Annotated in this window: 19 protein-coding genes; 12 read left to right on the forward strand and 7 right to left on the reverse strand. The window is 36.8% G+C overall.

The genetic code is table 11. The annotated features are described in order from the left end of the window. Nucleotides 1-71: 71 nt before the first annotated feature. Together E0E32_RS03430 and E0E32_RS03435 are read right to left on the reverse strand one after the other, a co-directional pair. Nucleotides 72-1,691, reverse strand: coding sequence for a response regulator (locus E0E32_RS03430; RefSeq protein WP_130858960.1), 1,620 nt, complete (start codon nucleotides 1,689-1,691; stop codon nucleotides 72-74). Beyond that, a complete protein-coding gene (locus E0E32_RS03435) occupies nucleotides 1,684-3,468 on the reverse strand; it encodes a sensor histidine kinase (RefSeq protein WP_165444943.1) in 1,785 nt (594 codons plus the stop codon). The genes E0E32_RS03430 and E0E32_RS03435 overlap by 8 nt, the downstream gene beginning before the upstream one ends. A gap of 426 nt (nucleotides 3,469-3,894) precedes the next feature. Here E0E32_RS03435 and E0E32_RS03440 point away from each other — a divergent pair, with 426 nt between their 5' ends. The 6 genes from E0E32_RS03440 to E0E32_RS03465 all read left to right on the forward strand — a co-directional run bounded on the left by E0E32_RS03440 (nucleotide 3,895) and on the right by E0E32_RS03465 (nucleotide 10,881). Beyond that, the gene (locus tag E0E32_RS03440; protein WP_130858962.1) at nucleotides 3,895-5,175 is read left to right on the forward strand and encodes an ABC transporter substrate-binding protein; all 1,281 of its coding nucleotides are present in this window, start codon (nucleotides 3,895-3,897) and stop codon (nucleotides 5,173-5,175) included. Between the two features lie 138 nt (nucleotides 5,176-5,313). Further along, on the forward strand, nucleotides 5,314-6,204 hold the full coding sequence (locus tag E0E32_RS03445; RefSeq protein ID WP_130858963.1) for a carbohydrate ABC transporter permease: 891 nt from the start codon (nucleotides 5,314-5,316) through the stop codon (nucleotides 6,202-6,204). Then, a complete protein-coding gene (locus E0E32_RS03450) occupies nucleotides 6,201-7,028 on the forward strand; it encodes a carbohydrate ABC transporter permease (protein WP_130858964.1) in 828 nt (275 codons plus the stop codon). Before E0E32_RS03445 ends, E0E32_RS03450 begins: the two co-directional genes overlap by 4 nt. A gap of 65 nt (nucleotides 7,029-7,093) precedes the next feature. Continuing rightward, complete coding sequence (locus E0E32_RS03455) at nucleotides 7,094-8,434, forward strand: cupin domain-containing protein (protein WP_165444944.1); 1,341 nt, start codon at nucleotides 7,094-7,096, stop codon at nucleotides 8,432-8,434. A gap of 467 nt (nucleotides 8,435-8,901) precedes the next feature. After that, on the forward strand, nucleotides 8,902-9,564 hold the full coding sequence (locus E0E32_RS03460) for a cysteine hydrolase family protein (RefSeq protein WP_130858966.1): 663 nt from the start codon (nucleotides 8,902-8,904) through the stop codon (nucleotides 9,562-9,564). An 18-nt stretch (nucleotides 9,565-9,582) separates the two neighbouring features. Next, complete coding sequence (locus tag E0E32_RS03465; protein ID WP_130858967.1) at nucleotides 9,583-10,881, forward strand: purine-cytosine permease family protein; 1,299 nt, start codon at nucleotides 9,583-9,585, stop codon at nucleotides 10,879-10,881. Between the two features lie 102 nt (nucleotides 10,882-10,983). Here E0E32_RS03465 and E0E32_RS03470 read toward each other — a convergent pair whose 3' ends face one another. The 5 genes from E0E32_RS03470 to E0E32_RS03490 form a co-directional block, all read right to left on the reverse strand. Further along, nucleotides 10,984-11,934 carry a LysR family transcriptional regulator gene (locus E0E32_RS03470; RefSeq protein WP_130858968.1) on the reverse strand — a complete coding sequence of 317 codons (951 nt, stop codon included), beginning with the start codon at nucleotides 11,932-11,934 and terminating at the stop codon, nucleotides 10,984-10,986. A gap of 18 nt (nucleotides 11,935-11,952) precedes the next feature. Continuing rightward, entirely contained in the window at nucleotides 11,953-12,876 is a 924-nt protein-coding gene (locus E0E32_RS03475) for an ROK family protein (protein WP_130858969.1), read from the reverse strand. Between the two features lie 35 nt (nucleotides 12,877-12,911). Beyond that, entirely contained in the window at nucleotides 12,912-13,148 is a 237-nt protein-coding gene (locus tag E0E32_RS03480) for a helix-turn-helix transcriptional regulator (RefSeq protein WP_165444945.1), read from the reverse strand. A gap of 277 nt (nucleotides 13,149-13,425) precedes the next feature. Continuing rightward, nucleotides 13,426-16,059, reverse strand: coding sequence for a glycosyl hydrolase family 28-related protein (locus tag E0E32_RS03485; protein WP_130858971.1), 2,634 nt, complete (start codon nucleotides 16,057-16,059; stop codon nucleotides 13,426-13,428). Nucleotides 16,060-16,215: 156 nt separating this feature from the next. Beyond that, the gene (locus tag E0E32_RS03490; RefSeq protein WP_165444946.1) at nucleotides 16,216-17,280 is read right to left on the reverse strand and encodes a LacI family DNA-binding transcriptional regulator; all 1,065 of its coding nucleotides are present in this window, start codon (nucleotides 17,278-17,280) and stop codon (nucleotides 16,216-16,218) included. Between the two features lie 341 nt (nucleotides 17,281-17,621). Here E0E32_RS03490 and E0E32_RS03495 point away from each other — a divergent pair, with 341 nt between their 5' ends. From E0E32_RS03495 to E0E32_RS03520, 6 genes are all read left to right on the forward strand, one after another. Then, nucleotides 17,622-18,896, forward strand: coding sequence for an ABC transporter substrate-binding protein (locus tag E0E32_RS03495; RefSeq protein WP_130858973.1), 1,275 nt, complete (start codon nucleotides 17,622-17,624; stop codon nucleotides 18,894-18,896). Between the two features lie 57 nt (nucleotides 18,897-18,953). Then, nucleotides 18,954-19,838, forward strand: coding sequence for a carbohydrate ABC transporter permease (locus tag E0E32_RS03500; protein WP_130858974.1), 885 nt, complete (start codon nucleotides 18,954-18,956; stop codon nucleotides 19,836-19,838). Beyond that, nucleotides 19,835-20,653, forward strand: coding sequence for a carbohydrate ABC transporter permease (locus E0E32_RS03505; protein ID WP_130858975.1), 819 nt, complete (start codon nucleotides 19,835-19,837; stop codon nucleotides 20,651-20,653). The genes E0E32_RS03500 and E0E32_RS03505 overlap by 4 nt, the downstream gene beginning before the upstream one ends. 30 nt (nucleotides 20,654-20,683) lie before the next feature. Beyond that, nucleotides 20,684-23,293, forward strand: coding sequence for a glycoside hydrolase family 2 protein (locus tag E0E32_RS03510; RefSeq protein WP_130858976.1), 2,610 nt, complete (start codon nucleotides 20,684-20,686; stop codon nucleotides 23,291-23,293). A gap of 527 nt (nucleotides 23,294-23,820) precedes the next feature. Beyond that, nucleotides 23,821-24,186: a glycoside hydrolase family 38 N-terminal domain-containing protein gene (locus E0E32_RS03515; RefSeq protein ID WP_286171685.1), complete on the forward strand. Its 366-nt coding sequence runs from the start codon at nucleotides 23,821-23,823 to the stop codon at nucleotides 24,184-24,186. 307 nt (nucleotides 24,187-24,493) lie between these two features. Continuing rightward, entirely contained in the window at nucleotides 24,494-25,780 is a 1,287-nt protein-coding gene (locus E0E32_RS03520) for an RNA-guided endonuclease InsQ/TnpB family protein (RefSeq protein ID WP_130858978.1), read from the forward strand. Nucleotides 25,781-25,809 lie beyond the last annotated feature (29 nt).

The following is a 25,809-nucleotide window of genomic DNA, read 5'->3' on the forward strand; positions in this document are numbered from 1 at the left end:
AATAGAAACGGTGATGATTATACCAGCATTTTTTGAACCGAGCGTGCTCACTGAACTTGGGAATAAACAGGTTATTTACCTTTTTGAAATTGAGAAGGAGTTATCCCTGTCCATTTTTTGAAAGTATGACTAAAATTTTTTTCATCTTTATAGCCGACCCTCTTAGCAACATGGTATATTTTTAGATTTTCTTTTAATAAGGATTTAGATTGCTCTATTCTATACTGATGTAAATAATCTAAATAATTAATACCTAACTCTTTTTTAAATAAAGCGCTTAAATAGGTGGGGGAAACATAAACCTCTTTCGCCATTCCTTCTAATGTTAAATTTTGATGATAATTTTTGTGTATAACATTTTGTACGAGACGTATTGTGCGATGAACGGTTTTATCTGCATTCATAATGCTAACCATTTCTTGAAATATTCTTTTAATGACAGATGATAAATCAGTGAAATTTTCAATATATTGTATTTGTTCCATTAAACAAATGACATCCTCTTTTCCTTCTATGGAGATACCTTCCATTTCATGAAGCAAGCGTTGCATTTGACCTACCAATGAAAAGCCTTTTGTATTAACTTCCTGATTATCAAATAAAGGGTGAAGGTTAATATAATCAATCCATTGCTCTAATTTCTCAAATGCGACTTCAAACATACGGTGTTCCATGTAAGTGAGAATCTCTGATTCCAACTGTAATAGTTGTGTATTAGTTATGATCGTTGGGATTTCTTGCTTAAATGATAACTCATCGAAAAAAATAATGTCGTTATCTTTTTTATAATAACGTCTTTGAAGAGCGTGACATGATTCAGCATAGGATGTTTCAAGTTTATTTATAGTGTCTTGGTTTGTGCCCACCCCAATTCCAATGGAAATATTCAAATATTGTTCCAAATTATTTTTTAAATGCAGCAGGACTTGTTTGATACGCTCTCTATTTAAAGCGCTTGGAATGTTAGCCACCCAGATAATATCTTCATTTTCTTGAAAAATTTCTATTTGATTTTGAAGAACAGAAGATACAGTCTCTAGTGTAATATTGAAGAGTGCATCATATAGAAGTTTAGAATGCTTTACTATTGGTGACGGTTGTTGTTCGGTTGTAAATAATCGTATGATTCCAACATGCACATGTTTAGAATGGATGTTCCAATCTACATCTAAATCTTGTAACACTTGATTTCGATGTTCTATCGAATTAGTTGGTGTTTCCTTTATCCATTGGCTTAATGTTTCTTTTTTTATTGTTGATATGCTTTTCCTAAAGTTCGTTTCTAGTTGATGTACATAGATATCTTGTTTTTGTTTTTGCTCAATGGTCTCTTTGGCATGTAATACCGCTTTCAAAATGCAAGATGGTTGAGCAGGCTTTAAAATATAATCAAGGACATCAAGTTGTAAAGCCTTTTGTGCATACTTAAAGTCATCATACCCTGTTAATAGTATGGCCTCCACAGTTAGGCCATCTTTTCTCAATTGTTGTATGAATTGCAGACCATCCATGTCAGGCATTCTAATATCGCTAAGAATAATATCAGGTTGGAATTGACTCATTAATGAATAGGCTTCTAAGCCATTGGCAGCTTGACCGCAAATATCTATTCCGTAAGAATTCCAATCAATGATTGATTTAATACCTTCTAATGTCTCTTTTTCATCTTCAACTATAAATAGTTTACTCAACTGGGATATCCTCCGTTTCTTTAGGGATTTGTATGATTACTCTAGTGCCTACCCCCTCCGTGCTGTCAATGGTTATGGAAGCAATACCAGAACCGTATTTCAATTTTAATCGAGCTGCTATATTGCTCAAGGCATAACCAACATCATTCTCAAACAGAGTTTCTTCATCTCTGCTTATTTCATCGATACGCTGCTGCATTTTCTTTAATTTCAAAGAGGGAATACCTACACCATTATCTGTTATTTGTATCGTGATCTTATTATTCTCACGGAATGCCTTCACTTGCAATAAGCCCTGATCTTTAAGTGTCTTAAGACCATGCACGATGGCATTTTCTACAATAGGTTGAAGGATCAGTTTGGGAATTCGCATTTGCCTGAGTGTGTCATCCAAGTGAATTTCATAGTCGAACGATTTAGATAACTTTTGCAGGATAAGATAGTTTTCAATAAATGTCATTTCTTTTTCTAATAGATTATATTCCTTCCCATCATTCAAATTGCTTCTGAAAATATTTGATAAAGCATAGATCATATCGGCAAGATCCTTTTGCCCCTTTTTTAATGCCGACCAAAAGATGGTATCTAACGTATTATACAAAAAATGTGGGCTGATTTGGGATTGCAAAAAGTTCAATTCGGCTTCTTTTTGTTTTAAACGAGAGCGGTATACATCGTTAATTAATTTTTTTGTTGTTTTCAGCATATCATTGTACACCTTTCCAACGATGCCTATTTCATCATTTCCTTTTACCTGCACGCTCTGAGAAAAATCTCCCTCCTGACTCTTCAGCATCGATCGTTTTAATTTCAACAAAGGGGAAGTGATGACAGACGTCACGTACCAAGAGCTTATAAAGAATACAATGAAACTAAGAGAAACTACTAATAAAATCATCCATTTAATATGGCTCAGATCTTCTAATAGTAGATCTTGAGGTTGAATGATTACAGCATGCCAGCCAGTTAAGCCAGAAGAGGATTGTGACATTATCCACTCTTCAGATGAAAGTTCAATACCTTGTCCGTTAGTATAGTAGAAGTAAGGGATTTCATTTATCTCTGAACCAATCCATTTTTCATCGGAAGCAGCCATTATTTGATGGTCTTCATTAAAAAGAAATAATTGCCCGTTGTTCATAAGTTGGTCTGTAAAAATATTTCCAACATCGACTCCCATAGATACTAAGCCGATATCTTCCATTGTATAAAAACTCTTCAACATTCTTGTTAGAATAATCGTATTGGTTTGTTCTTTTAAAAATAATTCATCTGTTTCGTTAATGAAAGTCCATGATGGAGCTCCGTTCATTTGAGCCGCTTTTTGATAGTGACTAGTCTGTTTAAATTCTTGAAATGGTATGACGTTATTGAGCCGGTAAGTCTGGTTAATAGCTAAAGGGGATACACGCTCATCTAAACTGTATAGTAACAATGAATGCATGGAATTTTGATTAATAATCATCATCTTAGATGCTATCTCATTTACTTGTTGACGGCGAGACCAAGAATCTAATTCTGGGGGATTAAGAAAACTTTGTATATCATTCAAGAGAAATAAATAGTTGGTGAAATCAATGGCATTTTCAGCTATATAGTCAGTTTGATGGATGACCTGCGTAGTCAGATCACTTTGGGTCAGCTGAATATTTTGAAGAACTTGTCCTTTAGCTGTATAGTAAGAGTGCATACCTATTATACAAACTGCAATGAGGAAAATGGGTGCAAACCAGAGTATTAATTTTCTGCTTATGGAGAGGTTAAAATACCAATTCATTGTCATCCTCCCTCGTATAATATGTTTAAGTAAACTTGGGTTATTTATTCAAAAGGTTAGCGAAATTGGTATAGTGATTATTTGGAATTTACTATAGTAATTTTCCTCTGCGTCCGTTCGCTTGATGAGGACTGTTTTTTCTTCGTGTTAACTCCTCTACTCAGTACTATTCTATAAATCTACTTTAACACAATGGTGTAGGTTGTCTGTACTTTAGATTTCATTATTTTAAAACTCCATAAAAATGACGAAGTTTTCTTAAATATACTGTATATCATTCCTTTGAGCAAGCGGTTACAATTATTGATGAAAGGGTTACATTAATAGCTGAATCCCGTTTTTAGCATTGTGGGGAATGGAATTAATTTGGCTGTTAAGCATTATTTCTTTTTCGACCATCACTATAAATTTAGGGGAGGTTACAAAATGAAAACAGTGAAAATGTTATCCGTTATTTCAATGTGTCTACTCCTTACATTCTTAACATTAGGGTGTAGTACACAAAACAATGGCACAGGATCAAGTGGCGAAGCAGACAATGGAGAGGAAGAGGCTTCAGAACTAAATTTATTGATTGCACCTCAGCGTGACAGAGAACATTATGACAAAATCATTTCTGCTTTTGTAGAACAACAAAAAGAAGAAAAAAACCGAGATGTACAAGTGAACTTAGAGATGACAGACAATGAAAGTTATCGTGATTTGGTAAGGGTGCGCTTAGCTTCAGATGATGCACCAGATGTATTTACGGTCCATGCACTTAATGATGGTCCAACGTACTATAACGCAGGTTATTTGGAAGATTTGTCAGACGAGCCATTAGCAGAGAAAATGGCTGACGATGTAAAAGAGTCCGTTACAGTTGATGATGCCGTTATCGCAGTTCCTATTCAAACACCAACATGGGGATATCTATATAATAAACAGATGTTTGCTGATTTAGGAATAGATCCACCTACTACCATAACGGAAATGGAAAATGCTATTCAGGTATTAGAAGAGAATGATATTACCCCATTCATGTTAGCTTATAACACACCTGCCGATGCCAGACTACCACTTCAGATTGTGCAAAGCTCTTTAATTCAAGTAAACAATCCTGATTTTGTTGAAAGGATGGACGCGGGAGAAGGTTCCTACGAGGAAATGCAAACAGAAATTTTTAATATCATCGATCTTATTAATCATCATGGTACAGATAGAGCATTGGAAGTAGGTTCGGACGATGCCGCCTCTGCGTTTGTCGAAGGAGAGGCAGCAATGTGGCAAAATGGTGTTTGGTATGCCGATTTATTACAATCATTGGATGAAGATTTTGAGTTTGGTATAGCTCCTCTGCCTATTAATGATAATCCAGAAGCAACTCGCGTTATTATGAGTGTATCTCTTTCCTTAGGGGTTTCTAAAAACAGTCCAAATAAAGAAGTGGCGATGGATTTTATAAACTTTATTTTAGATGAAGAACATTCAAGCGAGTTTTATCAAGGGATGAATATGAATCCAATTGCAGATATCCATACATTTGATGTTGCTCCTTGGGTAACGGAATCGTTAGAGTATGAACGTGCCCCAGAGGCTTTTATACCAAGGGCAGTTCTCGATGAAAGTGGACATACTCTTCAAAGATATTTCCTTGGTGAGGTTACACAAGAGGAAGTTATCGAAGAACTCGACAGCCAGTGGGATTCATATAATCAAGCAAGATAGAGTGATGACTATACAAGCTATAAAACAAAACAGTATACGGTGTTAGTTCCTCCTCCTCTTCCCGCTAAGGGAATGAGGGGGGAGGCGACACCGTAATAGATGAGATGATTAACCAGCTTCGGAATGGAGGTTTCATTGATGCATCTAAAATACCTGCGGCGTTATGGATCTTTCTTTTTGTTTCTGACACCAGCACTATTATTTTATATAACGTTTTTAGTTTCTCCAATATTACAAGGAATGTATTATAGCTTAACCAATTGGCGATTTATGGTGCCAGATTATGAATTTATTGGATTCTCCAATTTTATTACCATCTTTCAGGATGACCAAGCTTTCATTAGTTCCATTTTTTTCACTTTTAAGTTAGTCATCGTGTTGGTTATCATACAGAATGTACTTGCATTGGGACTGGCTTTGTTGATCCATGCAAGTGGGAGGAAGTTACAAGGTTTTTTTAGGACTACCTTCTTTATGCCTCATATGATAAGTACCATTATTGCCACCTTTATATTTTCGTTTATTTTTTCTAACGTGCTACTGGAATTCTCTGAAACTATTCCACTTCTTTCCTTCTTAGATCAACCATGGCTTGGCGATCCTGATTTTGCTTTTTGGTCATTGGTTATCGTTCATTTGTGGAATGGGGTGCCGTTAATGATGATTATTTATTTGGCAGGACTTTCAGGTGTTCCAAATCATTTGAAGGAGTCTGCATTAATTGATGGAGCTAATGGTTTTCAAATATTAAAGAACATCATTTTACCAATGATTATGCCTGCACTCACTATTTGTGTATTTCTGACGCTAAAGGAAGCTTTTAAAACATTTGAAATAGTCTATGCTTTAACAGATGGCGGTCCCGGAAAAAGTACAGAAGTAATGACATTAAATATCTATAATGAAGCATTTTCTAGCAATTTTCTATACGGCTATGCTAGTGCAAAAGCCATGCTATTATTTTTGTTTGTACTAGTTATTTCTATTATTCAAATTGGGATTATGAAAAAAAGAGAGGTGGAAGCATGAGCAGAAGAAAACTAACCTCCTATACCATAACCTTTTTCTTGTTCATTGCCTTTGCTATTTCGTTTTTTCCTATTTATATGGCTATCACAAATTCATTTAAGACGATTGGTGAAATCTTTAATTCTGTACTCTCATTTCCTACTGAATTGAATATTGATAACTACATTCAAGCTTATAATAGAATCAATTGGCCAAGAAGTACACTTAATACATTCATTGTTTCTATGATAGGTGTGATAGGGATTATATTTGCTGGTTCGTTAGCAGGATATAAATTATCTAGGTATCGGGGGAAATTGAGTAATATTATTTATTTTTTGTTCATTGCCTCCATGTTGGTTCCTTTTCACGCAATAATGATCCCATTAAACAAGGTTGCTCTCAATCTATCGGTGCAAGGGAGCATTTGGGGGTTAGGACTTATCTATATTGGATTAGGTGTCAATCTAGCTATTTTCTTGTGTCATGGTTTTGTAAAGTCGATTCCAAGAGAAATAGAAGAGGCAGCAAATATCGATGGATGCGGTGAATTTCAAACCTTTTTCAGGATTGTGTTCCCTTTACTGCTTCCTATCATTTTTACAATCGGTATTATTCAGTTTTTATGGATATGGAATGATTTCTTATTAGCTTTAATCATGTTGCCTGATCAAAGTAATTATACCATTGTGCTGGCTACCAACGTATTGTTTGGCGAGTTTGTGAATGAATGGGATATCATCTTAGCTGCCCTTATCCTTGCAGTAATACCCGTGGTTATCTTATTTATTTTCTTTCAGAAATCTATTATTGAAGGCTTGGTGAAAGGAGCCGTCAAAGGATGATGGGCCCACTTTTGTAAAACCAAAACCGAAGAAACTTCCGTCTAAAATAAGAAAGGAGAATGGAAATGAATAGAAAAAGAGGCGCGATGAATGTAAATGAAGATAGGCTGGAGTCTGAAAAAAATCCTATTGTTCCTGGTGCAAGAATTATCCGAGGTGAAAATTCAAGAAGATGTTATGTTCATCAAACAGCTTCCACACAATGGTTTTACCCCCTAAGTGAAATTAATGATCTAGCTATATTTACTTATATCGAAAAAAAGGCAAGTACAGATGTAGACCGTCCTTGGGCAGTCCAAGTAACCCCTGATGTCAATCAGTATATTTATATCTTAAAAGGTTCGGGAACCGTTATTTTTGGTGTTGGTGACAACTCGTTTGAGCAAGAAAGTTACCGCTTTGCAGAGCAGGAATTGGTCATCATTCCAAGGGGGATATCATATAAAATAACAGGAGAATGGAATGGTGTTTGGTTCCATGCACGAACCTCTGTATATGGTACAGTAGCTGGAACGAATCGTTTTCCACATCCGATTATTACGATAGAAAAACCATCTCGACCTAATAAAGAAGAAGCGGCTGCATTATACGAACCAGGCACTTATATATGCACAGATCCTCTATATACATCAGGAGTGAAAGGAAAGCATCCTTTTGAAGAATGTGTTACACTAACTGATTCTGCGCGTGATAACAACGAATCAACTAAAGTAGACCAGAGTACAAATGCTAATGATCTATATGAAGCAGTAACGCCAATAGACAAACAAACTAAGGATGACAAAAATCTTTTGGAAGCTAAGAAGAATGCCTCTGTACTTGGTGCACGTGTTATAAAATACTCAGATGTACCATCACAGTATAACGCAAATGCCGGTCTAAAACAGAGGTGTTTACCACTAACTTGGAATGATGATATCGCCATTTGTAATCTCGCAGAAAAAAATGCATCATCAGATGCGGATCGTCCGTTTGATTCCCATGCACATCCAGATATTGAAGAGTATAAATATATTCTGAGTGGGGCTGGCACGGTAACAATCGGTGTAGGAGATGAAACATGCGAAGTGGAAACATATGAGTTTAAGGCTGGTGATCTTGTTATTCTACCTCGTGGACTTGCTCATGTTGATTCTGGTGGGTACACTGCACTTTATTTTCACACCAAGCAAAGTGTATTCGGTAAAACACCTGGAACCAGTTTATACCCCCATAACGCTTATGTTTATACAAAGCCATTTCGTCCAACAAAAGAGGAAGAAGACGCATTGAATGAACCAGGAACATATTTATTAATGAATTCAAGAGAAACGTATGCCATTCATTTACCGAACCCAATACTTAGAACAGAGCTATTGGCGCAAGAAATGAAGCATTTGCGACCAGATTTGTTTTCGGAAGATTAAGTCTTTGGGAGGAAGATTAATGAGGCCATACCATTCTTGTTTCAATAAAATTCTTTCTAAGCTCTAATACTTGGTCGAAATAATCCGTTTGCTCTGTTTATTTCCCATTTTAATTAGAGAATAAGTATAAGTATAGGGTCTCTTATCCATAAACGCATCAGGTAAGAGGTATGTTCAACTTTAACCTCACAAAAAATGAAATCAAGTCTATCCTACTCCCCTTATATTTAGCTGCAAGACTCTAGTGATTAAATCACAGGGTCTTTTATTTGTATCTCCAGAAAATAATCTGCCAAATTCATTTAACTCTTCTCTATGAAAGTTATGTTACATATCGCAGCTTATAAAACGCCATAGGTTTTGCCTATGGCAGAAATTCTAACACTACGCTATAAGATTTATTCCTTTTGTATTACATTTAATAGCAAGACGTAATCACCATAGAAGAAAAGAGAGGAGAATCATCTATGAAACACTATTGGGAATGGGAACCAACCTTCATAATGGACCCAGAGAAAAGTGCTCTATTGGTTATTGATATGCAAAATGGTTTTATCGAAGAAGGGGCAAAACTAGAAGTTCCCATGGCTCGAAGACAGCTTCCTGTCTTTGAAAAGCTAACTTCTTATTTCCGAGAACAAAACATCCCCATTATTTATACTTCGTTTTGTTCAGATGTAAGTGAAAATTTTCAATTTTATAAAGATCTAAGTCCTCAGCGTGGATTAAATCTATCAAGCCCTGATTTCGATTTTGCCTCAGGAAATGATGAGACACGGATACATCGACAAATTACCCCGTTAGCGGACGAACTCGTTATTGAGAAGTGTGGGTATGATTGTTTTGCAGAAACACAGCTTGACCAAATCTTACAAGAAAAAGGGATCACAAATTTAGTGATTACCGGTACAGTAATCAACTGGTGTGTGGATAGTACGATTCGATCTGCTTACCATAAACATTATGACATCACAATCGTCTCCGATGCGGTCAGCGGCTATACTCATGGCGGATTAACTGGAGAAGAGTGGCGTGAAGCGGAGCTTAATTTGTTTGCCGAAGCATTTGGCAGGGTCATTAGCTCTGATCAACTAATCGATCAATTACAAGGTATGTTCGTAAAATCATAAATAAGGAGTAGATCAAGTATGTCGAATACAAATTCACTAGAATATGCATATGAACCAGTACCTAAAGATAAACGAATGAAATTACCTGCATTGATACTTGTATTAGCAGGATATCCGATTGCATTATCAAACTTTGTTATCGGTGGACTAATTGGTATTAATTCCACTTATATAGATGCAATCACTGCCATTCTGATTGGTAATAGTATGCTGATTGCTATTGTAATATTGATGGGAATTCTAGCATGTAAATATGGTATTGCGAGTTCTTTTTTGGCTAGACGTGCATTTGGACAAAAGGGTTCCCTGATATTTTCTATGTTGATTTTCTTATCCTGTTTGACTTGGATGGCTGTCAATGGTGATATATTCGGTAATTTAATGGTCAACTTGTTTTCTTGGTGGCCGCTTCCTGCTAGTGTTACCGCGGTTATTGTTGTGTTTTTATGGTTGATATCAGCCATGAAAGGTGCAAAAGGATTGGCTATCATGGCCTCGTTCGGTGTTCCGGCTGCTTTGATTTGTGCTGTAGTAGGTTTTATCTCAGTGGGTAACACGGATGGTGGTTATGGTAGTGTGTTCAATTTTATTCCAGATAATCAGATGACATTTACGGCGGCAACAGCCTCTATTGTTGGTGGTTGGGTTGTTGGGGCTACGATTACATCAGATTTTTCACGATTTGCCCAAAAACCTACCCACGTTGTCATTGGCGGAATTACCTCTTTCATTGTTGGAGGCATGGGTTTTCAACTTGTAGGAACAACGGTAGCTATTAGTACAGGAGAGTCCGATTTTATTGCAGCGATGATTGCCTTGGGATTAGGAATACTTGCTTTTTTTGTAGCAGTCTTCTGTCTGTGGACTACGCAGGATAAAGATATCTATGCAGGCAGCTTGGCTATTCAAAATATGATTAAAGATACGAAATTATCCGGTCGTTTAACGCATAAACATACATCGTTAATCTTCGTGGTACTAACCGCTGTTTTAGCTGCTTCTGGTGTATTCAATTTCTTGTTACCAATTATTCAATTCTTATCTGTGTTAATACCACCTGTTGTAGGGGTTGTCTTAATTGAAGGATTTTTTATTAAATCATCGAAGGAAAATATTGTTGTCAATCGTACGGCTATTATAGCTTGGATTGTCGGGGGCCTTGTTAGTTACCTCAGTTTAACATTTAATTTCTTTATATCGCCGCTCATTGGAATCATAACAGCAAGTATTGTTTACCTTGTTTTAGAAAAAGTCAAATCCGCTAAGCAGGTTAAGGCTGGTCAAGAGGAGTTGGATACAGTGAAGAAAGCTGTGTAGCAATTAAACCTGAGTAAACATGAATGGATAATGTATCATGATAGAGGCTGCGGTTGATGGTGACACCATCCGCAGTCTTTATCTGTTTTTAGAGAGATGGTGCTATCTTTTTCGTTGAATATCCAGATAGGACTGATAGATATTTTGTACAAGGTGTTCGGATGGAAATAGGTCTAGTTTGTTTTTATTATGCACCATTTGAACAAAATGGCTGCTTAATTCTACGTCCGAAAATTGATAGCTCACCTTCATAACGTGGTTATCAAACATTGGTAACAGGTGGAGTATACTTGAAATAGGCATAATGGTATAACCTAAATCCAGTTCAACCATTTGTATAAACACATCAAAATTATCTACGAGTTGAAATTCGGAAATATCTAAGACTTCCATGAATTCATCGGTGAACTTACTGTGTTCCACTAAGACAGGATTATCAAATATGATACATGGCAATTTCTTTAGTTGGTCCAGATTACGATAGAAGTCACTCTGCATATCGGAGCGTTCAGAACTGTACAACAGCACTTCTTGATCCTCAATAGCTGGAGTGGAGAATTCATATTCCTTGTGTTCGTCATTGTATATAATCATGATGTCAAATTGGTTCAGGTCAAATAAATATTTGATAATCGAGCTTGGGTGTGAATATATGCGATAATTATTTACATTATACTGCTTTAATTGTTGAAGGATTAGCTTGCCAAGAGTAGGTGCGAGCCAACTATCGATCCCAATAATTAATTTATTATCCCTATCAACAACCTGCTGGAACGTTTGCTTTCTTCCTTGTTGTTCATCCTGTTCTAAAACAGTGTTGACATTATTAATACTAGCTAAGAATCTCGTGGCATATGGAAGAAAATACATTCCTTCTTTCGTGAGTTGAATTCCTCTATTACTGCGCTCGATCAATTTAAATTGCAGTTCGTTTTCCAACCTATGAATCCTTGCACTTAAAGTAGGCTGGCTAATGAATAAAGAACGAGCTGCGTTAGAAATACTTTTATCTCTAATAACTGTAATGAATGATTCTAAATCTTCTAAATTCATACTCGCCACCTTCCCTTTTTAATCATCCCCGCTAAACATCACATCAATCCCTTTAAAAGTGTAATAAAGCGCGTCTTTTAAAGCTATCACTTCTATTTTATGTTGTTGGGCTGCTTTTTGTAAAGCATTGCCAAACAAATGAAAACTCTTAGAAATCTGCCCTCCAATTACGACTTTATCTGGTTGAAAAGACTGAATATAAGGCTCTAGCATCTCCGCAAGGTTATTTCCAAAAGTATCGAAGGTTTGAATAGCTGCTTCATTCTTTTCCTTTGCTAGAAGTGCGATATCTTTCACCGTATTGTACTGAATTGTATCAATTCCATTAGACGAGGCTAATTGGAGGATGCCTCGTATTGAAAAATAATCATCCACGATGGAATCTTTATATGGAATTTGATATAAATAGCCTTCTGGTGGAATGTCTTCTCCGCTTGTTAATATTTTCCCTTGATCTAAAAAAACAGAGCCCAAACCTGTGCCAATGGTTAAACAGATTAGTTTTTCCGCTGGAAATTCTTCATTGACGCCAATCCCAAATAGATGACAGTCATTCTCAAAACGAATATTAATCTGATCATTTACTGGAAGTTGTGCAGCTAGTAGTCTCTTCCGTATTTCTTCATGAATATTTATACCGTATAGTGCATCGAACTTTCCGACGCCTTTTACATAGCTAATCCCATTTCTATAATCGAATGGTCCGGGAAAGGTGAATCCAATATTTAATTGGCTGATATATTGGTTGTTGTGAGCTCTTATATATGGATAAACAAGGTCTTCGATGATTCGCTTAAAATTATTAAGAATGGCCTCCGCATCTAAATAGGAATAGGTATTGTATTTTTTTATAGTTGAAGTGAGAATTTGGTGATGTTCAATGATACATCCTTTCGTAAATGTACCACCTACATCCAAAGCAAGCATTAAGCGGTCTGACATAAGTTATTCACCTCTCTGCTGAATTTTATGGTTATTTAATCTGCTTGTAATCTCGATCGGAATTCTCCCGGAGGAATATCCATTACTTTCTTAAAGACACTGGAGAAATAATGAACGGTATCAAAGCCAACTTGTTGCGCCACTATTTTAATGGGTAAATCAGTCGTAGCTAATAATATAGCCGCTTTATTTATTTTTTCGGAACGTACATATTGTGTAAATGTAACGTCGATATGTTGTGTAAATAATCTGGAAAGATGACGGTGAGACACTATTAACTGACATTCTGCATATGGCTTTAAAAGAATAAATCCCCATGTATGATGGGATAATCCTGTTTATTGAGCATAAAAATACCTTCGCCCCAATGATGAAGGGATCGATTCATTTTTTAACCATATACAATCCCTTCTACAAAAAAGTAGAGGGATTGTATAAAGATAGGCTGAGTTCATCCGAGACCCTATAACAGAGAGTTCATCAAATGCGTAGTAAATGTTGTAATTAGTTATAAAACGCATCATCAAGTAGTCTACTTCTCACTCATGTTCATCTACGAATATTCATCCAGACATCAGGGTCGCCTTTTATGTTGTTTACCCCCAGTCCGTTAAACCCTACATTTGCATATATCGCACTATTATCAATATTAGCACCCAATGTAATCTGATCCGGTGCGTGGTGAAAAAATGAACTATCCATTAGCATTGTACCTCCATTTTGAATGAAGACACCAGTAAGGTCTTGGTATTGTTGAAAAACAACGTAACCACTCCCGTTGATTTCAGTGCCTTCTGTTCCGGCCCAAGTCAGGGTGTTAAAAAATGAAGCGTTTCCAACAAATTCAGGTGGTGTATAAATATACCTTTTATCATTGCCGCCAATGGCAACAAGCTGCGTATTGACAAATTCTATCTCTGTCCCAGAACCATTAAGTTGAAGAGCTTTCTCGGCATTGTCGCTTCCCCACCCGTAACTTTTAATGGAGCTAGATGTCCCATTGACGATGAGTCCATACCCGACGCCGAACGTAAAGTTGTTGAACAAGTGAATGTTTGAACTGTCATTGATTTCAACGCCTGTTGCTAGGGTGGATGGTGTTGTTAGCCACCAATCGGTTGGAGGAGCATTAGATTCACGATGACCATCTTGCCAGTCTCCTACAGTATTCATGATATTTTCAATATAACCATCAGTGTTTACGTCGGAAATCTCGATAAATTTATTTAAGCCTAGTCCACGGACGTAGCTAATATGGTAATCCCCCTCTGTCAGTTCTATACCTGTATACGAATTTGGAAGAGTTACATCGATGACATACGCTCCTTCGCCATTCGTTGCAATTGTAGGAGGGTAGCTCTTTATCGCATCATAATGTTGATTCGGATAAAATACAGATAGTCCCCTTACTCCAGCGTCATCGCTTAATGAGATAAAAGAGTCTCCATTTGGATTACCTTCATTTTCAGAAGCGACCAATATCGATCCTTTGTTTACACCGTAATGATGCGGACCGTCCCAAGTGCCACGTAGTTCTACGTTGGTTCCCACTGTTAAATGAGAATCAATTTTATAGCGTCCTGCTGGTACGTAAACGGTACCTCCTCCTGCTGTGTCTGCTTGGTCCAATGCATTTTGGAACGATGTCGAGTCATCTGTGGTTCCATCTCCAACTGCACCATAATCTTTCACATTATATAAGTTTGTTTGAGAAGGTTTTCGTATTTCTTCCCGGTCAGGTCCAAGGTTTGTCATCTTAGGTAGTGTAACATGTGTCGTCGTATCAATTCTAATGTCACCATTTGAACTTATATTCGTAATGGCAGGGGTGTTTCCGTCGAATGTATTTCCTAGGACAGAAGCTGAACGGACAGCATTCTCGAAATGCATATCTGGTTTATTGACTTCAAATGTGTTTCCTGTCGCCACGATACTGCCTGTAGTTGCACGAATGGCATGTTTTCCTGAATCCCAATCTGTAAATGTATTTTGACTGAAGGTAAACAATCCATCGGACTCTAACAAAATAGGCTGACCATCCGGAGAGCCGAATGTACTCGAATTGAAGGAAACAGATGATTGAAAATCTGTCGTACCAAGGACGGAAATGCCATCAGTGCCAGTTGTATTGAGCGTACTTGCACTAATTGCGACACCGTTATCATTCACTTTGTTAAACTGCATCCCAATTTTTCCGTTTTCTGTGTGCACTCCCCATATCTGACCATTAAAACTACCTTCGCTACTGTTGGTGAAGTGCATCCCGATTTCGTAACCATCCATGTAAACATCATAAATGTATTCCCAGTCAGAGCGGTAAAGAACAACGCCTGTAGCATGCGTTCGAGTATAAGACCGAATGGAAGTTTCATCGGGAGGAGTACCTAATGGACTATCAGCCCAATAAGAAGGCTTCATAGAAATTGTCTGCAGTCTGCCAATATCATAGATTTCATCAATTGCCATCCCTTTTTTTAAAAAAGTTCCATATACGTTCTTAATAAAATGAGCAGCACTGCCATTGTTTATGTCTATTCCTTGATAAGCATTGATGAACGTAATATTGACTAAGTTAGGACCATAATATCCATCCGTTGAATCATTGGCAACAGTCCAAGGATAAGGATGAATATCTTGAATATTATCTTGCTCTGGATACCATATTGTCACATCCCTTAACGTAGCCTCATGTTTGGTAGAGATAAAGGGGGTGCCATTTACGTCGTTTCTGCCATCGTAGGCCATCAATATAGTGCCTTTACCTAACCCTCCGTCGTCAGGATTATTCCATTCGCCTCGTAGAGTGACACCTTCGGGAATTGTTAAGTTTCCAGTAAATTTGTATTGTCCCTCCGGCGCAAAAACGACGCCACCACCTGCTGCTGCCATCGTATCTAATGCTTGCTGGAACGCAACAGTATCATCATTATTATCGTTTGCTATTGCTTGGAAATCAGTTACATCTAAACTGGCGATAGGTATGTCATTTGAATCGAGTGTTGTATTCATCACTCGTGGAGAAGGGACGGTCAATGAAGATACATTCTCTTTGGAATTTAAATCGTTATTCGTTAAATCTTTCTTTCCATTTGCTGAGCTAACATTTGTAAGGAACACACTTTGTATCGCTAAAACAAAACAGAAGACGAGAACAGCATAAACAATCGATAGACGTTTAGACATGGAAACACTCCTTTTAATTAATATTTTGTCAGAAAAACTAGCAGCAACTTTATCATACTGCTTGTAAACAAATTAATCAATAAGGATGTGCGATTTTGTGTAAATAAAAAAATAAACAAGTTGAAATGAATAGTTAAAAAGAGCAAAAAATATAGTTTATTTTTTGCTCTTTGTGAGTTGTAAAGCACTTATGGGTATTACCGACTTGCGCTCAATGATTTCAGTTGTAATCATCGTATGCTCAGGTCGTAAGTCAGGGGTTGCAATTCTACGCAAAAACATTTCAACAGCTCTGATGCCCATTAAATCTTTACTGGCATCAATTGAAGTTAGAGGTGGATTAACCCAATTACATTTCTGTAAATTATCAAAGCCAACGATGGAAATATCTTCAGGGCAGTGAAGTGATAACTTATCTAGAAGTTCTAGTACACTGATTGCAATCGGGTCATTTCCACAAACGAGTGCAGTAGGTCGATTATGTTTCAATAGTGCTTCTTCAAGTTGTTTTGAAGAGTAAGGAAGCGATCTTTCATCTTGAGTGTGATCGATATAATGAAAGGCTTCAGCACGATTTCTAGCAGTAGTATTAAAATCTTGGATGGCGGCGTTAAAGCCATGAAATCTTTGAGAAAAACTATTGGCGTAAGTGATGTCACCTACAAAACCTATTTTTCGATGGTTTTTGTTGAGTAAATAAAGTGTTGCATCATAGCTTCCGGATAGATTTTCGGCATACACATGATCAAGTTTGAGTTGAGTATGGTATGTATCAACAAGTACGATCGGAATACCAATAGATTGGATTGCTAATACATAACTTAATGGGACGCGCCCTAATATAAGTGCTCCATCCACCTTGTGATCAGAGATACAACTTGGCATCCCTTCAGATGTCGGCTGAGAAGTATTGATGCCTGAAAGGATCATACTGTATTGATGTTTACTGATTTTTTCTTCAATCCCGCTAATGATTTTCCCCCAGTATTCAAAATCACTAAGGTCCTCCCTCGGTAAAACGACAACGATATTTCCTGTTTTAGATGAGGGGACCACTTGTAAAGAAGAATTGGTACGATAACCTAAACGCGCTGCTGTTAATCTAATTAATTCTTTCGTGTCTTCACTTACCCCAGTTTGATTTGATAAAGCTTTGGAAATAAGTGATTTTGATAACCCGAGTTCATCAGCAATTGTTTGCATTGTAACCTTTTTTTTCATCATGTATACTCCCTAAAGTTTATTCAATATATAGAAGTATACCCTTTCAATTAATTTATTTCAATGAGAAGGTAAACAAAAATATATTATTGTTTACAATTAAAAATAAAAAATCAATACCCTTAATATAATTCATTTGGATTATCAAATAGATTTTCACAAAATATAAACAAAAATTAAACAAAAATACCCCTATTTCATAGTGTTTATGTGGATTAATCGAAAATAATTAATAAAATGTTTATGATTTAATTTAAACAAAAATAAACATTTTATTGACGAAGTATTAGGGTTTCTATATAATAATATATGTAAGCGTTTTAAAAAAGGAGGGGTTGATAATGATGATGAATAGTTGGAAAGGATACTTACTGTTGGTTGTATTTGTTTTGATATTGGTGGGGTGTTCAGAAAATGAAGAGAGAAGTGGAGGGGAGGATCAATCTGCTGAAGAGCAAGTTGAACTGAGAATATTAAATTTTCGCGTAGAGGATAAGGCTTATTTTGATGAAATTAATGCAGCTTTCGAGGAGGAACATCCAAACATTACACTGAAATATGATGCAGTTCCAACAGAAGATTATCCACAATTGAAAACAGGACGTATGACAACAGGTGATGTCGACTTAATTGCAAGTTCAACGGAATCAGAAATCCTTAATCCTGAAGTAAGAGATCAATTGGCTGATGTAAGTGGGAGTGAATTTCTGAATCGACTTAATGAGGATGCGTTAAAAGCGGGACAAGTTGGTGGAAAGCAATATTTTATCCCAATTAGTGCAACCTCCAATGTAGTTTTCTATAACAAGACGATTTTTGAAGAGAACGATTTAAGTGTACCAAAGACATGGGATGAATTTATTAAATTGAATGAGCGTCTTGTTGAAAAAGACATCGACCCTATTATGTTTGGCGGAAAGGATCAATGGCCAGTAAATATGATCATTGCTCAATTAGAAGCAAGTCTCATTCGCCCTTCCGGAACAAACTCTGATTATTATGAAAAAATGGAGACGGAAGAAGTTAAATACACGGATGAAAAATGGGTGGAGCTGTTTGAAAAATTGAATGTATTAAGTAAATATTTCCAAAAGAACTATACTGGATTGGACTATAGTCAGGCGCCCGGTCTGTTTGCTCAAGGGAGATCTGCGATGATGATTGATGGGTCTTGGAGTTTAGCGCAAATAGAAGATACAAATCCTAATTTTGAGACGGGAGCATTTCTGTTGCCGGGTAGTAATGATCCTGCTGACAATCAAACAGCTACAACAAAGTATGGGTTTGGATGGATGGTAAACAAAAATTCACCAAATAAAGAAGCAGCGATTGCTTATTTGGATTTTCTAACGACGAAAGAAAATTATCAAAAGTATAATGACATGGTAAGGATGTTACCTACAATCGAAGGAGTATCCAGTGATTCACCAATTATTAACGAAGTGTCAGCTACTCTTGATAATCAGATGCCTATTTTCGAAAGTTTGTTAACTCCGGGAGCGGATTATAAGTTTCAACAGTTTGCTATGCAAATGTTTCTCGGTGAATTGACACCAGAAGAAGTAACAGAACTGAATCAAGAGACATTTATAGATTCTAAACCGGAATGGAAATAATATATAAAAACCTTCTCTTCAGAGTTTGTTTAGATTTTTCAGTAAAGGAGATTTGTCATGGTATTTAACAGTCGTTTATCACGTTTTTTACCGATCCTCGTTCTTATGCCGGCAATGGTGTTATACATTTTATTTTTATTGTTTCCTGCTCTTGGAAATGTCTTCTTCTCATTTACTGATTTTACGGGGGATATTAGAAGACCATTAAACTTTGTTGGCTTAAGAAATTATGAAAAGGCATTCGGTTCAGATTTTGATAATCTGAGCCGAATCATTCAAAATACGATTATTTTTGCTTTATTGGTGACAATTGTTCAAAATATGGTTGCAGTATTTTTAGCGGTATTAGTGAATATGAAACTTCTTATGCGCAATGTATATCGCTCGATTATTTTTATGCCCAATATACTTGGGATTATCGTTGTTGGAATTGTGTGGGTATTGATTTTCGATCCGTATTCGGGGCCTGTGTATAAAGTTCTGGAATCGATAGGGGTTGAGTCAGCATTGTTAGGCGACCCAAATGCTGCGCTTTATTTAGTTGTTTTTGTAACAATCTGGGCAAATATGGGATACGGAATGATCATATACTTAGCTGGTTTGCAAGGTATTCCAACACAATTATATGAAGCTGGGCGAATTGACGGTGCGTCGAGTTGGGATGCATTTCGATATATTACCTTACCTTTATTACGTCCAGCGATCACAATTAATATACTAATTTCTATTATTGGCACTTTAGGAATGTATGATATTATTCTTGTTTTGACGAATGGTGGCCCTGGTATAGCAACGACAACGATTGGTCTTTATATTCTGCAAAGCTTGTCTGAATACTCACAGGGATACACCGCAGCACTTTCTATTATTCACTTTACAATTGTCTTTGTAGTCGTTTTCATTACTCAATATTATTTGCGCCGTAAGGAGGAAGAATTGTGAAGGATATAGGGAAACGAACGGTAGCAAATCTGGTTCTTATTTTGGTTAGTTTACTCATATTTATCCCTCTATTGCTTATATTGAATGTAGCATTGAAGACTAGCCAGGAGTTTCTTACTCACCCCATAAGCATTGTCGAATCTTTTAAATGGAGTAATTTTAAAGAGGCTTGGGTTCAGGCTGAGATGAACATATATTTTATCAATAGTTTCATTTATACATTTTTTGGATCGTTAGGTACAGCTGTAATTGCCACACTAGCTGCTTTTCCAATCGCAAGACAGCATTTTAAAGGTGCCAATTTAGTATATTTATTATTTCTAGCAGCTTTGTTCTTGCCTGGGGGGCTTGTGCCGTTGTTATTTATTATGAATGTCCTCAATTTTATGGATACTTATCATGGATTTATCTTACTCAAAATAGCGATGGGACTCCCTGTTTCTATATTCATTTTAACGGGTTTTCTAAAAGGCTTGCCTAAAGAATTGGATGAAGCAGCGACAATGGATGGTTGTGGGTATCTAAAGTATATTATGTTGATTGTGTTTCCTTTGATTAAGCCAGCTTTTTTTACGGTTACAATGCTTGCGGCAATTGGGATTTGGAATGATTTCATCAATCCGTATCTCTTTATTACTGAAAAGGAAATGAGACCGTTAACAGCAGGATTATATATGTTTTTTGGACAGTATAGTACTAACTGGCCGGTGCTTGCGGCTGGAATTATTGTAGTAGCTGCTCCGCTTGTTTTAATATATTTATTTCTCCAAAGGTATATCATTAGTGGAATTACAAGTGGGGCCGTAAAGGGTTAAATTAGTTAATACTTTGATGGGGGTTTTACGATGGAAATTACGTTAAAGGAATATGACTGGAAATTGAAAGGGTTTTATCCATGGGTTCCGATTTTAAGCAATAGTTTGGAAACAGGTTTATCATTAAAAGGGGTGACGAACTGGCTTCCTGCGACAATGCCTGGTGGTGTTCATTATGACTTATATCGTGCAGGAGTAATAAATCATCCGCATAATAATGTAAACAGTTTGACCTCCGAATGGGTTGAGAATCGCTGGTGGCTTTATGAAACTCAAATTCCCTGTTCGGAAATACAAGGTGAAACAGTTGAACTTGTTTGTAAAGGATTGGATTATCGCGCTCGAATATTTATTAATGATGAATTACTAGGTATTCATGAAGGGATGTTTCATCCTGCTGTATTTAATGTTACTGAAATGGTGAAAGTGGCTGAATCATTGAAGGTGCATATCCTATTTGAACATGCACCTGATGAAATGGGGCAGATTGGAAAAACGTCGATGACGCATACACAGAAGAGTCGCTTCAACTATAAGTGGGATTTTTCTGCTAGGTTAGTCAATATTGGAATATGGGATGATATCTTTATTAGAACAAGCAAAGGCCTACGTATTGATAATCTTTATATGACGAGTGATTTTCAGCAAGCGAAAGGAGTTATTCGTGTTTCTGCCTCTGTAAAAAATCTCGGTTTAGATGAAGCGATACTGCCTACGATGAGATGGATTTCCAGGATTACGGACCCAGAGGGGCAATTAGTCAGTACTGAAGAGCAGAACGTTGTATCTGGGCAGTTAAAATATAATTTTGAAATTTATATAGATGAACCGCTTTTATGGTATCCAAACGGTCATGGTAGGCAGCCACTTTACTTTGTTGAATTACTGCTCATTGATCAACATGGTGTCGTGTACGATGAACAAACACAGATGATGGGAATACGAAGTCTGGACTATGTGACCAATTTAGATAGTCCTAAAGATGCTTTGCCCTATACTTTTGTGATTAATGGAAAGAAGATTTACATCAAAGGCGTGAACATCACACCTTTAGATTTGCTTTACGGAAATGTGACCAATGAACAATATGAATGGTTTGTTTATTTAATGAAAAAAGCAAATATAAATTTGGTTCGGGTCTGGGGTGGTGGGATTATTGAAAAACCTTTATTTTACGAACTGTGTGATCGTCATGGCATTATGATTTGGCAAGAATTTATTCAATCAAGTTCAGGTGTTGATTCGGTTCCATCAAAGAGTGTAGAGTTCCTCGAGTTATTAGAAAAGTCTGCAGTATCAGCTTTAAAAGAACGACGAAATCATGTTTCACTCACAGTATGGAGTGGTGGAAATGAACTAACCGATGAAAAGGGAAATCCAGCTTCCTATAAGGATGACAATATTGCTTTACTCAAACATTTAGTTGAACATTATGACCCTTCTCGGTTATTTCTCCCAACTTCAGCTTCCGGTCCTGTTGAATTTGTAACTTTGACAAAAGGTGTGTCACATGATGTACACGGGAATTGGAAGTACTTGGGCAATCCAGATCACTATGAATTATATGGAAATGTAGATCATTTGTTTCATAGTGAATTCGGTGTTGATGGTATGAGTTCATTAAAAAGTATAAAGAAATTTCTATCAGAGGATATACTAACTCCTCGCTCAATGAGTGATGACCTTATATGGCGTCATCACGGGGAGTGGTGGGATACGTTAGAGCGTGACCAGAAAATGTTTGGGGATATATATATAATAAATACTTTTATTAAGACGAGTCAGTGGATTCAAGCAGAAGGATTGCGTTACATTGTTGAAGCAAATCGCAGACGACAATTTAGAAATAGCGGAAGTATTATTTGGCAGTTGAATGAACCATTTCCGAATGTATCTAGCACATCGCTTGTTGACTATTACGGTGAGATAAAGATGAGTTATTACTGGATAAGAAAAGCATTTGCGCCTGTACATGTTTCTATGAACTACCAAAAGCTAGATTATAAGATTGGTGAATCCTTTAATGGTGAAATATATGTTCATAGTGATAGCATGAATGAAGAAGTGCAAGTAAAGGCTGTGGTGCTTGATATCTATGGAGAAATATATGTAGAACATATTCTTACAGAGCAAATGGGAATGGAACAGACAAATGCTGTTGGGCGCATCAATTTCTCTGTTTCGGATTATCCGAAGAATCTTTTTTTTATACGAGTTGATGTGACCTCAGCGAGTGGTGTACAGGGGGAGAATATGTACATCTTTTCCACAAAGAGGCAACAGATTTACAGCTCTGCGTTGCAACTTCAAGAAGGAGATCTGGAGGTATTACCACTCACAGAATGGGAAGTAGTGCAAGATCCTCTTACGGTAGGGAATAACCAAACGGTGGAGCGTACATATTTGGTTCAAAATATTGGAAAGGAAGTTTTGCTTCATATTCATGCAGAGGAAAAGACAAATGATTTTTGGATGGAAAGCGATTGGAATTATGAAACATTGTTTCCAACTGAAAGACGCCAAATGAGAGTTCGGTGCAGACGTAAACAAGGGGGAGGTTTTCTTGCTGAGGATAGGGCGAACTCGGATAAAGAAGTTCAGCAACCTCTTGTCCATTTTACCAGCTTAAATCAATTTTAACCAATAATGTTAATACTTATAGGTATAATGATTCCATAGATCTGTCATATAAATAAATCAGCATTAGAACCTCGTTATAAAAAATATAAGTATCCTTATCTTCATTAGCCTTGATATCTGGATTAGCAAATCATTTGAACGTTTCCTACTGGCTGATTAGATGATACACTATTTGATACCTCTAAGTAAGCATTGTTTGACACAAGGAATAAACCGTTTGCTCAGTAAAGAATAGGCGATAGTTTGGTTCGTTCACCTCTTTGAAATCAAAAGTTCAAGCTCGCAGGTTTTGTTAGAATGTGGCATATTGGGACAGTAATGATTGTGCACTAAAAGTGGCCAATGTTTACAAATGCCAGTTCTAACAAACCTATTAAACCTCTTCAACAGAACAGCTCACAGCTTATTTACTATTGAAATCCAACTTATTACCATTACCGCAGTTCGTGCCTGTACTGTTACTTGCAGTGACATTTTGATACTAATAGATTCTTATCGAAATAAAATAAGAAAGGGCAGGGATAATAGTGCCAAAGAAAATGAAAATCTATGTTGTTCATCATTCTCATACCGATATAGGCTATACAGAACGTCAGGAAAAGATTGAACGCTACCATTTGGATTTTATCAAGCAAGCGATTGATATGATTCATCAAGGACGTGCTCCAGAGTGGGAAGGGTTCCGCTGGACGTGTGAGAATACGTGGCAAGTCGAATATTTTATGAATTCGGCCAATCAAGTCTATATAAACAATTTTAAAAAATATGTGCAGAGTGGAGAAATCGATGTATCTGGAAATTATTTAAATATGACAGAACTCGTTGATCAAGCAGTGTTGAATCAAAAATTGGAAGAAGGTTTAGAACGAACGGAGTCTTTAGTCGTGAGATGAATCGGCTTCGGACAAAGGTTAGCTTCTGCGACCTTCATTGTCCGACCTTCTCTGTCTTTCTTGGCTAAAATCACAGTTAATATTTGAAAAAGAATAAAATCATGGATAAATCAATGTTTATCTTTATACATATCACATGATACATAGTATAATAGACACAGGATTAAGGAAATAGAAACTGATAAATAGCCTATTCATATTAACCCCCGCATTATATCCCAACGATTGTGACGACCTTAAAGGGGCATTTAGCTAGAAAACAGCGTAAACGCTTTCCTGAAAACAAAAAGGCCAGGAGGTGCAACCAATGCTTCACATAGTAAACCGTGGTTATGTCTATCGTGCTGCTCCTATTTCTCCAGAAGTGGAAAGGTATGTACGTCAATGCTTCGGTGCCGACCGCAAAATATATAATCTACATGTAGCTCATTTATACGATTATTTGGAAAAGAATCATTATCAAATAGGAGACAAACTCCCTTCTTTAAAGAAGATGGGTATGCCTACTGTTTCTATGTTCAAAAAACAATGTGTTAATAAGGATCATGTAGCTTATTTGTATCTTGTCGATGCCTATGCTTCCAATGAGGCCAAACAACATTTCAAAAAGGCGATAATGGCGTTTAATAAAGTAGCGTATAAGAAACAATATAAGAGGTCTGCTTTAAAACGACAAAAAACCTTAGGGATAGAACCAACCTTCCGTGATTTGAAAGGCATGCCAACGTTTCATTCCCGTAAAGGCAGCAAATCCAGTTATACGACATGTAATCAAAACGGAACTATCTATATAAAAGATGACATATTATATCTTCCATCAGCACAAAAATCTTCTGTAAAAGTAGTGGGATTCAAGCTAAACAAGCATAGAGACTTACCAAAAAACAGTAAAATAAAAAATGTCACGGTGACGATGAACGCGAAAGGACAATTTGACGTGTCTATTGGGGTGGCATTCCCATTGGAAATAGAAAGCATTGGGACACCTGCCCGTATTCTAGGACTAGACTATTCTCAATCTCACTTTTTCGTAGACAATGAGGGTAAGAAAGCCAATTATCCTCACTACTATCGGAAAATGAAAGAACGTCTAGCGAAAGAACAACGCATATTATCACGCAGAAAAAAGGAATCAAAACGTTGGGAGAAACAACGTCTTGTGGTTTCCAGGTTACAAAGGAAAGTAGTCAACCAACGAAAAGATTGGCTACACAAGAAAGCTTATGCGCTTGCGAAACGGTATGACATGGTGGTGGTAGAACATCTAGACTTACGTGCTGTAGGACAAAATAAATATTATGCTAACAATCAGCAGGATAATGGTTTTGGTCATTTCCGTCTGTATCTAACCTACAAATTGGAACAACAAGGAAAATATGTTGTCCAAGCACCAAAAAACTTTGCGTCTACCCAGTTATGTTCCACCTGTGGCCATCAGAATAGGGCACTAAAAGGTAATGTAACTATAAGAGAATGGGACTGCCCTTCTTGTGGTCATCATCATGACCGAGATATCAATGCCGCATGCAACCTGAAACAATACGGAGAAAAATATACAAAAGAAGAAATTGTACCACCAACCATTGTGGTTTAAATCATACAAACGGGTTGCTTGGAGCCCAA

Origin of the sequence: Gracilibacillus phocaeensis (assembly GCF_900626275.1) — a bacterium.
In the GTDB taxonomy this organism is placed as follows: Bacteria; Bacillota; Bacilli; order Bacillales; family Amphibacillaceae; genus Gracilibacillus; species Gracilibacillus timonensis.